Genomic DNA, 13,705 nt, shown 5'->3' on the forward strand with positions numbered 1-13,705 from the left:
CTGGTCAGTAGGCGAGGACGCGGTCGACGGCCTCGAGGATGCGGTCGGCGTCGGGCAGGAACTTGCCCTCGAGCTTGGCCGGGGGGAAGGGCGCGTCGAAGGCGGACACGCGGAGCACGGGCGCCTCGAGGGCGTAGAACGCCTTCTCCATGACGGTCGCCGAGATCTCCGAGCCGAGGCTCGTGAAGCCCGGGGCCTCCTGCGCGTAGACCATGCGGCCTGTGCGTCGCACGGAGTCGAGGATCGGCCCGTAGTCGACCGGCGACAGCGACCGCAGATCGATCACCTCGCAGCTGGTGCCCTCCGACTCGGCGAGCGCCGCCGCCTGCAGGAGCGTCGAGACCATCGCGCCGTGGCCGACGAGCGTCACATCGGTGCCGCGGCGCACGAGCCGGCTCTTGTGCAGCGGCAGCGCGCGAGCGGTCGTGTCGACCTCGCCCTTGGGCCAGTAGCGGCTCTTCGGCTCGAGGAAGATGACGGGGTCGTTGGAGGCGATCGAGTCCTGGATCATCCAGTACGCGTCGTTGGGCGTCGAGGGGCTCACGACCCGCAGGCCCGGTGTGTGCGTGAAGTACGCCTCGGGACTCTCCTGGTGGTGCTCGACGGCGCCGATGTGCCCGCCGTACGGGATGCGGATGACGATCGGGAAGGACAGCGCGCCCTCGTGGCGGTTGGTGAGCTTCGCGAGCTGCGACGTGATCTGGTCGAAGGCGGGGAACACGAACCCGTCGAACTGGATCTCGCACACGGGCCGGAATCCCGCCATCGCGAGGCCGATCGCCGTGCCGACGATGCCGGACTCGGCGAGCGGCGTGTCGAGCACGCGGCGCGGCCCGAATTCGGCCTGCAGGCCCTCCGTCACGCGGAAGACACCGCCGAGCGGGCCGATGTCCTCGCCCATGAGCAGCACGCGGTCGTTCTCGGCGAGCGCACGGCGCAGGCCGGCGTTCAGGGCGCGGCTGAACGGCAGCGTCTCGACGCCGGTCGCGGCCGTGGTGTCGGTCGCCGTCATGATGCGCCCTCCTCGAACGACGCCTCGTAGCCCTCGAACCACGCCCGCTGCTCGTCGATGAGCGGGTGCGGGTCGGTGTAGACGTGGTCGAACATCGTGTTCACCGGGATGCCGTCGAGTTGCGTCGTGCGCACGCGGATGTCGTCGGCGACCGCGTCGCCCTCGGCGTCGACCTCGGCGAAGAACTCGTCGGACGCCCCGCGGGCCTCGAGGAACGCGCGCATGCGCGCGATGGGGTCGCGCAGGGCCCACGACCGCTCCTCGTCGGAGGTGCGGTACTTCGTGGGATCGTCGCTCGTCGTGTGGGCGCCCATGCGGTAGGTGAGCGCCTCGATCGCGCGAGGCCCTTCGCCCGAGCGCGCCTCGTCGAGCGCGACACGCGTGACCGCGTAGCTGGCGAGCACGTCGTTGCCGTCGACGGGGATGCTCGGCATCCCGTAGCCCTCGCCCCGCTTGTGCAGGGGCGAGCGCGACTGGGTCGACACGGGCACCGAGATGGCCCACTGGTTGTTCTGCAGGAAGAACACCTCGGGCGTGCGATAGCTCGCCGCGAAGACCATCGCCTCGTGCACGTCGCCCTGGCTCGAGGCTCCGTCGCCGTAGTAGACGATGACGGCCTCGTCACGCTCGGGGTCGCCCGTGCCGCAGCGCTCGTCGAACACCAGACCCATGCCGAAGCCTGTCGCGTGGAGCGTCTGCGAGCCGAGCACGAGCGTGTAGATGTGCGTGTTGCCGTTGCGAGGGTCGGTGGGATCCCAGCCGCCGTGCGTCAGCCCGCGCATGACGCGGACGATGTCGAGCGGGTCGACGCCGCGGATGCGGGTGACGACGTGCTCGCGATACGACGGGAAGATGTGGTCCTGCGCTCTCGCGGCACGAGCCGAGCCGACCTGCGCGGCCTCCTGCCCGAGGCTCGGCGGCCACAGCGCGAGCTGGCCCTGCCTCTGCAGATTGGTCGCCTGCCGATCGAAGGCGCGGATGACGACCATGTCCCGGTAGAAGCCCTCGAGCTCGGCGTCGCTGAGCGACTCGATGATCCCGAGGTACGGCTCGGCGGCTGCGGACGGTGCGAGGCTCCCGTCGGCCGCGAGCACCCGAACGACCGCGGAGTCCGCGGTAGGGGAGGCGTGGTCTTGAACCGAGTGTTCGGTCTGGGTCACGTTTCTACGCTAACGCTCGCCCCGAATGGCCCTCTGGGAGAGTTCCGATAACGGATGCCGCGATCCTTAGGACCTTGTCCACGGACTCATGCTCTCCGACGGATATACGGATTCCGTCGCCCGCGAAGGGGCGCACGACGAGGCCGCCGGCGACGAACTCCTCCGCGACGGCGAGCGACTCGGCGCCGGCGGGCAGCCAGACGAAGTTGCCCTGAGCGTCGGGGACGGCCCAGCCGAGCTCGCGGAGCCCCGCGACGAGGGCGTCGCGGCGCTGTGCGATGACCTCGACCCGCTCGAGAAGCTCCGACTCGGCGTCGAGGCTCGCCAGCGCCGCGACCTCGGCGTGCGCCGTCACGGAGAGGGGGATCGCCGTCGAGCGCGCCGCATCGAGGATGCGCGGGTGGCCGATCGCGTAGCCGACGCGGAGGGCGGCGAGCCCGAACGCCTTCGAGAAGGTGCGGAGGACGACGACATTGGGATGTCCCGCGCTGCCGAGCACGCGCATCCCGTCGACCGCGTCGGGATCGGTGACGAATTCGGCGTAGGCCTCGTCGAGGATCACGAGCACGTCGTGGGGCACCTTCGCGAGGAACGCCTCGAACTCGTCGTGGCCCACGATGGGGCCGGTCGGGTTGTTGGGGCTGCAGACGATCACGACCCGCGTGCGCTCGGTGACGGCGGCGGCCATCGCGTCGAGGTCGTGCCGGGCGCCGTCGCCGAGCGGCACCTGCACGGGATCGGCCCCGGCGATCAGGACGAGTCCGGGGTACGCCTCGAAGGACCGCCAGGCGTAGAGCACTTCGTCGCCGGGTCCCGCGGCTGCGAGGATCAGCTGCGCCAGGATCGACACACTGCCGGCCCCGATGTGCACCTCGTCGAGGGTCACCCGGAAACGCTCGGCGAGTCGCTCGCGCAGGCGTCCGGCCGTGGCATCCGGATACCGGTTCAGGGCCGTCGCGGACTGCACGGCCTCGATCACCCCCGGCAGCGGGTCGAACGGGTTCTCGTTGCTCGAGAGCTTGAACGAGCCCGGGCCGGCCTGTGTGCCCTGCTTGTACGGCGGGAGGGCGGCGATCTCGGGTCGGATGCGAACGGGGGCGTCGGTCACCCTTCCGAGTCTAGGAGCGCTCGGGATGCCGCGACACGGCGGCGGCGCGTCGCGGCGTCAAGCCCCTGCCCTATGCCGGAGGTGCGTGCGAGACTGGCCGCACTATGGGATTCCTCGTCCGCGTCGTCGTCAACGCCTTCGCCATCTGGATCGTGACCCTCATGCCCGCGCTGCAGGTGACGGTCATCGCGTTCCCGCCTGGCGAGACGCTGCAGTACGTGCTGACACTGCTGATCGTCGCGGCGATCTTCGCGATCGTGAACACGATCATCGGGACGATCATCAAGATCATATCGATCCCCCTGTACATTTTGACGCTCGGCCTCATCGGCCTGCTCATCAACGGGTTCCTGCTGTGGCTCACGGCGTGGATCACGAGCTTCTGGAATTGGGGCCTGCGCGTCGAGGACTTCTGGTGGGGCGTCGTCGCGGCGATCGTCATCACGATCATCAACTGGATCGCAGGGATCTTCCTTCGTCCGCGACACAGGGACTGACGCCCGGCGCCGCGTCGGGCACGAGGTCGACGGGGCACGCACCCGCCTTGGCCGCACCGAACTCGAGCACCTCGACGGAGGTCGCCTCCTGCAGTTCGCCAAGGCGCTCGCGCACGGCACCCATCCGCGGGTCGGTGGAGTCGTCGAGCATCGCGGCGGTCTCCTCGTAGGCCCCGATGTGGTGCGGGGCGAACGGCTCGGCGAACGGACCGGCATCGATCGAGCGCTCGGCGATGAAGCTGCCCGGCGCCCCGAACCCGATGTCGTCGCCGCCGCCCGCGAGCGCCCCGACGGGGTCGTCGCCGTGGCGGATCGCGACGCTCAGCGTGTCGGCACCGACGCCCGCGTCGACGGGGGAGCCGAGCGTCACGAGCGTCTGCGTGTCGAAGCCTCCCTCGACCGCCAGCCGCGCCGCGATGGTGCCGCCCTGCGAATGCCCGAAGGCGTGGACGACGTCGCCGGGCTCTGCACCGGCGGCCCGCAGCGCCTCGAGCGTCGCCTCGTACGAGGCCGACGGCCTGCCGCGCGCCAAGTCGACATTGGCGTCCCAGCCCCACGCCTCGTCGGCTCTCTGCCCTGTCGTGCCGCGCACGTACACGGCGAACTGCCGTGACCCGTCGGGCATCGTGTACCGCTCGACGCGCACGCGCCCCGCGTCGTCGCTCGGGATGCGCGCCGCGGCGGCCGCGAGCGAGGTCGGCGCTCCCGCCGTCGCGGCGATCGACGGCGTGAGCGGCACGAGGCGCACGGGAGGAGCCGCCCCCGCGAGCCGCTCGTCGGGGCCGACCACTCCCACGCCGGAGCCGCGGACGGCCGCTCCGAGGCTCCAGGCCGCCGCGCCCGTGAACAGCGCCGCGCCCGGCGCGAGCGCCGCGCCGAAGGACGGGGCAGGGCCGGTGAACTCCTGCGCCCACGAGGCGTCGCGCCACAGCTCCGCCCACCACGCCCGCATGCCGGCGGCGGGATGCTCCGCCTCGATCGCCTCGAGTCGCGCGTCGATCCGCGCGATCGCCTCGGCGTCGCCCGCTGCCTCGGCGGCGGCACGTCGTGCCCGCAGCTCGACGGTCTCGTAGAGCGCGGCGGTGTCGCGCAGCCGAGACGCGAGCGCGTCGGGGCGGCCGGCGAGGGAGTCGGTGCGCGTGACGAGCCCGTACGCGCGACCCACGGCACCCGTGTGCGCGATCCGCGGCACGAGCTCCACCTGCCCCGCAGCGCGCCGGAAGAGGCCCGTCAGGTCGTCGAGCTCACGCCCCAGAGCGTCGAGCCGGTCGGCGGCGGCGTAGAGGCTCTCGGTGTCGACGGAGACGATCCCGCCGCTGCGGATGTCGAGGTCGCCCACGTCACCACGCTCCCGCGAGGCTCTGCTGCCACGCGGCGCGCACCTCGTACTCGAGCGACTGGGCGTCGCGACGCACGGCGTCGAGCTCGTCGATGAGCCGCCCGAGGCCCGACCGGTACGCGCGCGCGGCGTCGCACTCCCACGCCGTGTCGCGCTGCAGCCGCTGCAGCGCCGCCGCGGTCGCCTCGAGCCTGTGTCGCGCCTCGGGAAGGAGTCCGGTCGGGCTGATGCCCGTCGCTGTCGCGTTCATGCGTCGAGGATGGCGCCGACCGGCACGCGGACGGCGCGTCCTCCCGGATCCTCGGGAGAACGCGCCGCCCGCTGCGGTTGGGGAGGAGCGGTCGCTCCTGGACCGCGTCAGCCCGCCGGGCCGACCACGACCTCGGCGGTCGCCGTGATGGTGTTGCCCGCGGCATCGGTCGCCTTGTAGGTGAACGTGTAGACGGCCTTGTTGACGGCCCGCACCTGGAAGGACGTGTCGCTCAGCGTCACGATCTCGGCCTTCTTCGCACCGGACGCCTTCGCCTCGACGAGCTCGACCGTGACCGGCCCGCCGCTGTCATCCGTCGCGTGGACGTCGATCGTGACCGGGCTGAAAGCGTTGTTCGGCGGGAAGATCCGCGCCACCGACGGCGTGACCTCGAGGGTCGGGGCGGTCGTGTCGGGCTCCGGCAGGTCGATGCCGACGATCACGGGGTCGTGGTCGCTCGACCGGTAGGGGTCGGGCGCCCAGAGCGCGTCCTCGAGCGGCTGCTTGAACGACATGTCGTAGTCGATGAGGCTCGGCTCGTCGGCGTTGATGTTCCACGGCGAGGCGCCCGTGACGTCGGCGACGAGACCCGGGCCGGCGAGCGCGTGGTCGAGATAGCCGAGCTGCCCGTCGAAGTCGTAGCTGTAGGCATCCTCCCCCTGGTACTTCAGGAGCAGGTCGGTGTAGCCGGCCGCCTCGAACGCCTGGATCGGGTCCTCCTTGTCGTACGAGTTGAGGTCGCCGATGATGAGCGACCGGTCGCCCGTGCCCTGACCGGTGGGATCGGTGGCGAGCCAGTCGGTGATCGCGTGGGCGGCCTGAGTGCGCACGCCGTTGCAGTTGCCCTGGCCGTCGCCCGTGTCGGGGTCGCCGACCGAGGTGCAGGCAGAGCCCTTCGACTTGAGGTGGTTCACGACGACCGTGACGGCGGCGCCGTCGCTCACGCGTCCGAACGTCTGCGCGAGCGCCGGCCGGTTGAGCGTGTCGATGAAGCGCGGGTCGACCGCCGACGTGAGCAGCGCGAAGTCGCCGAGCGGCTTCACGGTCGCCTTCTTGTAGAGGAACGCCGTCGTGATGGCGTCGGTGCCCACCTTGCCGGTGTTCACGTAGCCGTACACGTCGCCGCCGGGGAGGTTGGCGTTGAGCGCCCGCGTCAGCTCCGCGACCGCGGAGCTCGACGGACCCGTCGTCGAGCCGTTGTTCTCGATTTCCATGAGGCCGAAGACGTCGGCGTCGATCGCGGAGAGCGCCGCGACGATCTTCGCCTCCTGGCGGTGGAACTCCTCCGTCGTGTCGGCGCCGCGCGTGTAGTCGTCGTCGTTGGAGTTGTTCGGCGTGGGGTCGATGGTCGTGAAGAAGTTGAGCACGTTGAAGCTCGACACCTTCAGGTCGCCGCCGACCGTCGGCACAGCGGGCCGCGGGTTGGCGACCTGGTAGCCGGCCGGCTGGGTGAGCTGGATGCCGTAGCCGGAGGCCCCGTCGGCGCTGCGGATGCGCTGGTCGAGCACGCCCGTGACCGAGGTGAGCTTGTCGCCGCCGCGGAAGGAGTTGTCGAGCGCGAACGGCTGCCCGTTCGGGTGCATCGCGGGTGACGGGTTCTGTGCGAGCCGGCCGTCGTCGATCGTGACGCGCTCGACCAGGTTCGACGCGGCGAGCGCGGCGGCCTCGGGCGTCCCGGCGTCGAACGTCGCCGTCGGCTGGTACTGGCGCGTGAGTCCCGCGTCGATCGTGCCGTAGCGGCCGAACTCGAAGTACTCGAGGATCGCGAGCGGCTGCGGCATCGTGACGTACATGCTCTCCAGCGCCTCGCGCTGGGAGTCCGTCGCGGGGAGGGTCAGCGTCGCAGGGGCCGGCAGGGCGCCGCCCGTCGCGCAGATCTCCATGTCGTTGGCCGTGATCTCGGTGAGGCCCTGGAACTCGCTCACGACGCCGGCGACGTTGACGACGTCGCCGGGCGCCACGTCGAGGGCGCCTTCGCCGTTGCCGGGGGTGTCGTCGGGGTCGTTGCGGTAGACGAAGATGCCGTCCGACGTCGCGGGATCGCCGTCACCGGCGTCCTGCAGGGAGAAGCCGTCGAACCCGCCGGTCTGGAAGTCGCCGACGACGGTCCCCTCGAGTCGTACCACCGAGCCGACGGCGGGCGAGGCATCCCCCGTTCCCTGCACGGAGCCGATCGCCTGGACGGATGCCGTGCAGTCGGCGTCGCCCGCGGGGTCGACGGGCTTCGGCACGATCGCGTTCGCCGCGCCCGGCGTGTTGATCGCCTCGCCGTAGACGGGCGTGCCGGCGAAGCCCGGGATGCCGGCCAGGTCGAAGTCGTTGCGCACCCAGTCCGCGGTGGTGTCGGTGTCGGTGCCGTCGGGGATGCGCGAGGCACCGCCCGGCGCGAAGGCCTGGCCGTCGTACGCGACGCCGAGCGTCACTCCGCCGTAGGTGCGGTCGGTCGCACCGCCGTCGTTCACCGCGACGGCGTCGACGACCGTGAGACCGGCGGCGTCGATGACGCCGTCGTCGTTCGTGTCGATGTCGGAGCCGCTCGCGGGGATCGTCCCGGTCACGAGGAGCAGGCTCACCGTGCCGTTCTCGATCGCGTTCGCGGGCAGGTTGATGAGCACACGGCCGGACGCATCCGGGGCGCCCGGCGTGTACACGCCGTCGACGACTCCGAAGACGGGTGAGTCGCCCTCGATCTGCAGCACCCGGTACGCGGAGAGGTCGGTGCCGGGCGCGGTCAGCAGCTCGACGTACTCGACGTCGGTGCCGACCGTGCTGGCCGAGAACTCGTTGATCACGACGGGCGCAGCCGCGGCCGCGGGCTGCACGGCAGCGAGCGCTGCAAGGGCGACGGCGCCGGTGGCGACGAACGCGGACGGACGGATAAGGCGATGCACGGGGCCTCCTCAGCGAGCACGTGGAAAGGAGGCCTCGTGGGCCTCCCCGCGGCCACGCTAGGGGAGGTGCGCGTGCGACGGTAGATCTTGCGGTGTCCGCCCGGTGAACGGTATGGGAGCGCTTCCGACTGTGCACGCGCCCCGCTGAGGAAGAGAATGGAGCCCATGACCGCGAGCGCCGCCGACCCCTTCCGGGTCGTCTTCGTGTGCACGGGCAACATCTGCCGCTCCGTGATGGCCGAGGTCGTCTTCCGGGGATTCGCGGATGTCGCGGGGCTCCGCGACCGGGTCGGCTCGTCGAGTGCGGGCACGGGCGACTGGCACGTCGGCGAGCGCGCCGACATGCGCACGATCGAGGCGCTCGAGCGGCGCGGCTACGACGGCGCCCACCACCGGGCGCGCCAGTTCACGCTCGCCGACTTCGCGCACAACGATCTCGTCGTCGCGCTCGACCGCAGCCACGAGCGCATCCTCAAGGGGTGGGCGCCCTCTGAGGCCGACGCCGACAAGATCGCGCTGCTCATGTCGTTCGACCCCGCCGCGCGCAGCCTCGACGTGCCCGACCCCTACTACGCGGGCCCGGGGATGTTCGACGAGGTGCTCGGTATGATCGAGAGCGCGAGCCGGGCGCTCTTCCGGCAGCTCGAACCCGCGATACGACCCGCCGTCTGATCCGGCGCGGTCTCGCGGCAGCCGACGGGAGTCCCGTGACCACTTCTTCCGACCAGCCCCTGGGTGACCAGCCTCTCAGCCCCCTCGACGGGCGCTACCGCGCCGCCGTGTCCGGGCTGGGCGAATACCTCTCCGAGGCGGGCCTGAACCGCGCCCGCGTCGAGGTCGAGGTCGAGTGGCTCATCGCCCTCACCGACCGGTCGCTGTTCGGCACCACGCCCCTCGGCGAGACCGACAAGGACCGGCTCCGCGTGCTGTATCTCGACTTCGGCCCGGACGAGATCGCGTGGCTCGCCGAGCGCGAGGCCGTGACCCGGCACGACGTCAAGGCCGTCGAGTACCTCGTGCGCGACCGCCTTGCGCAGATGGGTCTCGACGGCATCGCCGAGCTCACGCACTTCGCGTGCACGAGCGAGGACATCAACTCGACCGCGTATGCGCTCACCGTCAAACGCGCCGTCGAAGACGTGTGGCTGCCCAAGCTCCGTGCCGTGATCGCCGCCCTTCGCGCGCTGGCCGAGCAGCACCGGGATGCCGCGATGCTGGCCCGCACGCATGGGCAGCCGGCGACCCCCACGACGATGGGCAAGGAGCTGGCCGTCTTCGCCTGGCGCCTCGAGCGCGTCGCGGCGCAGGTCGAGGCATCCGACTTCCTCGCGAAGTTCTCGGGCGCGACAGGCACGTGGTCGGCGCACCTCGCAGCAGAGCCCGACGTCGCGTGGCCCATCGTGTCGCAGGAGTTCATCGAGTCGCTCGACCTCGGCTTCAACCCCCTCACGACGCAGATCGAGTCGCACGACTGGCAGGTCGAGCTCTACGACCGCATCCGCCACGCGGGCGGCATCCTGCACAATCTCGCGACGGATGTCTGGACCTACATCTCGATCGGCTACTTCACGCAGATCCCGGTCGCGGGCGCAACGGGCTCGTCGACGATGCCGCACAAGATCAACCCGATCCGCTTCGAGAACGCCGAGGCCAACCTCGAGATCTCGAGCGGGCTGCTCGCGACCCTCTCGCAGACCCTTGTCACGAGCCGCCTGCAGCGCGACCTCACCGACTCGACGACTCAGCGCAACATCGGCGTCGCCCTCGGCCACTCGCTGCTCGCGCTCGACAACCTGCAGCGCGGGCTCGGCGAGATCTCGCTCGCGGAGGACGTGCTGCAGGGCGACCTCGACGGCAACTGGGAGGTGCTCGGCGAGGCGATCCAGACCGCCGTGCGCGCCGAGATCGTCGAGGGGCGCTCGCAGATCAGCGACCCCTACGCCCTGCTCAAGGAGCTCACCCGCGGCCGCCGCGTCGGCGCTGCGGAGCTGGCCGAGTTCGTGCGCGGCCTCGACATCGGCGACGCGGCGAAGGAGCGCCTCCTGGTGCTGACCCCTGCCACCTACACGGGACTCGCGTCGGAGCTGGTCGACGTGCTCGACGAGGAGCTCCCCGCCCACCCCGAGGATTAGGAGCGGGGCTGGTCGCCGGCGGGCTTGTCACCCGCCGGCTTTTCGCCGGTCGACCCGTCGGCCTTGTCGTCGTAGAGGACGGGCCGGTCGACCTGCTTCTGGATCTGCGCGGGGTCGACCGCGAGCAGCAGGAGCGAAACGATCAGCAGCACGGCGATGAACGAGATGCCGGCGGCGATCGCGGCGACGACCAGGGCGCGCTGGATCTCGTCGGCGGGCTTCTGCTGGAAGAACCCCATCGAGACGAGTGTCACGATGCCCGCGAACACGGCGGCGCCGAACGCGAGCCCGAGCAGCTGCACGGGCTTCATGAGGTCGCGGCGGGTGGGCTTGTGATCGGTCATGCGTTTCCCTGATCGGATGCCGCCGGCGCGCCCTCCGCGGGCGGGGAGGCGACAGGCGACCGGCGGGGCGAGAAGCCCGCGATCGCGAGATAGACGGCGATGATGGCGGCGTACCCGCCGAAGATCCCCACGCCGATGGTGATGCCGGTGAGCGTGAACGACCGGCCAGCGTCGGCGATGTAGTAGTTGAGCGCGTACTGCGTCGGCACGAACAGGAGGCCGAGGCCCAGCACGATCGTGATGATCCCGACGGTAAGGGCGTCACGGGCTTCGCTGCGGGCCTGCGGATCGGTCGATCCGCGCAGTGTGCGCCGCCAGCGGATGCCGGCGACGAGCTCGATGGTCCCCGCGAGCAGCGCCCAGACGATGACGACGACGAAGAAGACCGTCGTCGTGCGCCACGTGGAGACGCCGCCGACCATTCCGGCGACGACGGTCAGGATGCCCATCAGGACGAACGGCCACCGACGCCCGGCGGGGTACACGAGCCAGATCGCGAGGAAGAACACGATCGACGTCGCGATGGCCCAGCCGCTGAACACCGACATGCCGATGGCCGCCGAGTGGTCGGGCGAGAACGTGATCATGACCGCCGCGAGGGCCGCGAACGCGGCACGTGCGAGCTGCACATGCCGCACCTCGAAGGTGCGCGGGGCGCGGGATGATGACACGGCTGACTCGGGAGAAGCGGCGGAAGGGATGCCTCCAGTCTAGGTCGCCCTCGGGTCGGTCCCGGTCGCGCGCCTAAAGGATGGCCAGCGCCTGATCCAGATCGGCGACGAGGTCGTCGACCGACTCGATGCCCACGGAGAGGCGAACGACCTCCTCGGGCACCGCGAGCTCGGTGCCGCGCACCGACTTGTGGGTCATCTCGTCGGGGTAGTTGACGAGAGACTCGACGCCGCCGAGCGATTCGGCGAGCTGGAACATGCGCGTGGACTCGACGAACCGGCGAGCGGTCTGTCCGTCGGCGAGCGCGAGCGAGACGATGCCGCCGAACGCCGACATCTGGCGTGCCGCGACATCGTGGCCGGGGTGATCGGTGAGGCCCGGGTAGTAGACCTTCGCCACTCGTTCATGCCCGGAGAGGAATGAAGCGACCGCGGAGGCGTTCTCGCTGTGCCGCTGCATGCGCAGGGCGAGCGTCTTGATGCCCCGCGTCGTGAGCCACGCGTCGAGCGGGCCCGACACGCCGCCGACGGCGAATTGGAGGAACTTGACCTTGTCGGCGAGCTCGTCGTCTTCGATGACGAGCGCACCGCCCACGACGTCGGAGTGCCCGCCGAGGTACTTCGTCGCCGAGTGCACCACGACGTCGGCCCCGAGTCCGATCGGCTGCTGCAGCGCGGGCGACGCGAACGTGTTGTCGACGACGACGATCGAGCCCGCCTCGTGGCCGAGCCGCGCGAGCCCCGCGATGTCGGTGATCTTGAGCAGCGGGTTGCTGGGCGTCTCGACCCACACGATCTTCGCGGGCCGCTCGTCGAGGCTCGCCTTCACGACGTCGAGGTCGTGCATGTCGATCACGCGCACCTTCACGCCCCACGGTCCGAGCACGCGCGAGATGAGGCGGTAGGTGCCGCCGTAGACGTCATTGCCCAGGAGCACCTCGTCACCCGGCTCCAGCGCGGCGCGCAGCAGGGCGTCCTCGGCCGCGAGTCCCGAGGCGAACGAGTAGGCGTGCGTGCCCCCCTCGATCGCGGCGAGCTGCCGCTCCAGCGCCGTGCGCGTCGGGTTGCCGCTGCGTCCGTACTCGAACCCGTGCCTCAGGCCGCCTATGCCGTCCTGGACATACGTCGTCGAGAAGTGCACGGGAGGGATCACCGCGCCTGTCGTCGGGTCGGCGATCTGGCCCGAATGCACCGCGAGGCTCTCGAAGCCGCGGGCGCGGACACGGGACGTGGGAAGGGTCGGTTCGTCACTCACAGGGTGCTCCTCGCTTCGGTGTCGGCGGCAGAGTCCTGGACGATGCCGTCTACGGAATAGCCGTGCTCTCTCATCCAGTCGTCGTCGAAGAGCTTGCTGAGATAGCCGCGGCCGTGGTCGGGCAACAACACCACCACGACGGCGTCGTCGGGCAGGTCGCGTGCTGCGCGCAGCGCCCCGACGACGGCCATCCCGCTCGACCCCCCGACGAGCAGCCCCTCCTCGCGGGCGAGTCGACGCGTCATGGCGAACGACTCCGCATCGCTGACGCGGTGGATCTCGTCGACGACCGACGGGTCGTAGGCCTCCGGCCAGAAGTCCTCGCCGACACCCTCGACGTCGTACCCGTGCACGGGTCCGCCCGAGTAGATCGAGCCGACCGGGTCGACGGCGACGATCCGCACCTCGCCCGACGACGCCTCCTTGAGGAAGCGCCCCGTTCCGGTGATCGTGCCGCCCGTGCCGACGCCCGCGACGAAGTGCGTGACCGTTCCGTCGGTGTCGCGCCAGATCTCGGGGCCCGTCGTCTCGTAGTGGCTGCGCGGCCCATTCTGGTTGGCGTACTGATTGGGCTTGTAGGCCCCCGGGATCTCGCGCACGAGCCGGTCGGAGACGCTGTAGTACGAGCGGGGGTCCTCCGGCTCGACGGCCGTCGGCGCGACGACGACCTCTGCACCGTAGGCCCGCAGCACAGCGCGCTTGTCCTCGGCGACCTTGTCGGGCACCACGAAGACGCAGCGGTAGCCGCGCTGCTGCGCGACGAGGGCGAGGCCTACGCCGGTGTTGCCGCTCGTCGGCTCGACGATCGTGCCGCCGGGCCCCAGCAGGCCCTCGCGCTCGGCCGCGTCGATGATGTTGCCGGCGATGCGGTCCTTCGACGAGCCGCCGGGGTTGAAGTACTCCACCTTCGCGAGCACCGTGGCGCCGACGCCGGCGGTGACATGGTTGAGGCGGACGAGTGGGGTGTTGCCGACGAGGTCGGCGACGCTCTGCGCGTATCGCACGGGGGTGTCCTCAATGTGGGGCCGCGCTTCAGATCGCGCGGG

Annotated in this window: 13 protein-coding genes; 3 read left to right on the forward strand and 10 right to left on the reverse strand. The window is 70.9% G+C overall.

What is annotated here, in order from left to right; translation table 11 throughout:
• Nucleotides 1-4: 4 nt before the first annotated feature.
• Genes ACH3VR_RS20715 through ACH3VR_RS20725 form a run of 3 tightly spaced genes read right to left on the reverse strand, consistent with a single transcriptional unit; the run spans nt 5 to nt 3,280 of the window.
• Nucleotides 5-1,012: an alpha-ketoacid dehydrogenase subunit beta gene (locus tag ACH3VR_RS20715; protein WP_397558228.1), complete on the reverse strand. Its 1,008-nt coding sequence runs from the start codon at nt 1,010-1,012 to the stop codon at nt 5-7.
• The gene (locus ACH3VR_RS20720; RefSeq protein ID WP_397558229.1) at nt 1,009-2,172 is read right to left on the reverse strand and encodes a thiamine pyrophosphate-dependent dehydrogenase E1 component subunit alpha; all 1,164 of its coding nucleotides are present in this window, start codon (nt 2,170-2,172) and stop codon (nt 1,009-1,011) included. Before ACH3VR_RS20720 ends, ACH3VR_RS20715 begins: the two co-directional genes overlap by 4 nt.
• A gap of 4 nt (nt 2,173-2,176) precedes the next feature.
• Nucleotides 2,177-3,280 carry a histidinol-phosphate transaminase gene (locus tag ACH3VR_RS20725; protein WP_397558230.1) on the reverse strand — a complete coding sequence of 368 codons (1,104 nt, stop codon included), beginning with the start codon at nt 3,278-3,280 and terminating at the stop codon, nt 2,177-2,179.
• Between the two features lie 104 nt (nt 3,281-3,384).
• Here ACH3VR_RS20725 and ACH3VR_RS20730 point away from each other — a divergent pair, with 104 nt between their 5' ends.
• Complete coding sequence (locus ACH3VR_RS20730) at nt 3,385-3,777, forward strand: phage holin family protein (RefSeq protein ID WP_397558231.1); 393 nt, start codon at nt 3,385-3,387, stop codon at nt 3,775-3,777.
• Here ACH3VR_RS20730 and ACH3VR_RS20735 read toward each other — a convergent pair.
• From ACH3VR_RS20735 to ACH3VR_RS20745, 3 genes are all read right to left on the reverse strand, one after another.
• Nucleotides 3,731-5,116: a hypothetical protein gene (locus tag ACH3VR_RS20735; protein WP_397558232.1), complete on the reverse strand. Its 1,386-nt coding sequence runs from the start codon at nt 5,114-5,116 to the stop codon at nt 3,731-3,733. The genes ACH3VR_RS20730 and ACH3VR_RS20735 overlap by 47 nt on opposite strands.
• Nucleotide 5,117: 1 nt before the next feature.
• Nucleotides 5,118-5,366 (reverse strand): hypothetical protein, encoded by a 249-nt coding sequence (locus ACH3VR_RS20740; protein WP_397558233.1) that lies wholly within the window; start codon nt 5,364-5,366, stop codon nt 5,118-5,120.
• Between the two features lie 107 nt (nt 5,367-5,473).
• Nucleotides 5,474-8,257: an ExeM/NucH family extracellular endonuclease gene (locus ACH3VR_RS20745; RefSeq protein ID WP_397558234.1), complete on the reverse strand. Its 2,784-nt coding sequence runs from the start codon at nt 8,255-8,257 to the stop codon at nt 5,474-5,476.
• A 165-nt stretch (nt 8,258-8,422) separates the two neighbouring features.
• On the opposite strand from ACH3VR_RS20745, the gene ACH3VR_RS20750 reads away from it, so the two are divergent.
• On the forward strand, nt 8,423-8,929 hold the full coding sequence (locus ACH3VR_RS20750) for a low molecular weight protein-tyrosine-phosphatase (protein WP_397558235.1): 507 nt from the start codon (nt 8,423-8,425) through the stop codon (nt 8,927-8,929).
• Between the two features lie 35 nt (nt 8,930-8,964).
• Nucleotides 8,965-10,389, forward strand: coding sequence for an adenylosuccinate lyase (gene purB / locus ACH3VR_RS20755; protein ID WP_397558236.1), 1,425 nt, complete (start codon nt 8,965-8,967; stop codon nt 10,387-10,389).
• On the opposite strand, the gene ACH3VR_RS20760 is transcribed toward purB, so the two are convergent.
• The 4 genes from ACH3VR_RS20760 to ACH3VR_RS20775 form a co-directional block, all read right to left on the reverse strand.
• Nucleotides 10,386-10,733 (reverse strand): amino acid transporter, encoded by a 348-nt coding sequence (locus ACH3VR_RS20760; RefSeq protein WP_397558237.1) that lies wholly within the window; start codon nt 10,731-10,733, stop codon nt 10,386-10,388. The two genes, purB and ACH3VR_RS20760, sit on opposite strands and share 4 nt — an antisense overlap.
• Entirely contained in the window at nt 10,730-11,404 is a 675-nt protein-coding gene (locus ACH3VR_RS20765) for an acyl-CoA synthetase (protein ID WP_397558238.1), read from the reverse strand. The genes ACH3VR_RS20760 and ACH3VR_RS20765 overlap by 4 nt, the downstream gene beginning before the upstream one ends.
• A 73-nt stretch (nt 11,405-11,477) precedes the next feature.
• Entirely contained in the window at nt 11,478-12,659 is a 1,182-nt protein-coding gene (locus tag ACH3VR_RS20770; RefSeq protein ID WP_397558239.1) for a cystathionine gamma-synthase, read from the reverse strand.
• Entirely contained in the window at nt 12,656-13,663 is a 1,008-nt protein-coding gene (locus ACH3VR_RS20775; protein ID WP_397558240.1) for a pyridoxal-phosphate dependent enzyme, read from the reverse strand. The genes ACH3VR_RS20770 and ACH3VR_RS20775 overlap by 4 nt, the downstream gene beginning before the upstream one ends.
• Nucleotides 13,664-13,705: the final 42 nt, after the last annotated feature.

The sequence above is a fragment of the Microbacterium alkaliflavum genome (assembly GCF_044325405.1).
Taxonomy (GTDB): domain Bacteria; phylum Actinomycetota; class Actinomycetes; order Actinomycetales; family Microbacteriaceae; genus Microbacterium; species Microbacterium alkaliflavum.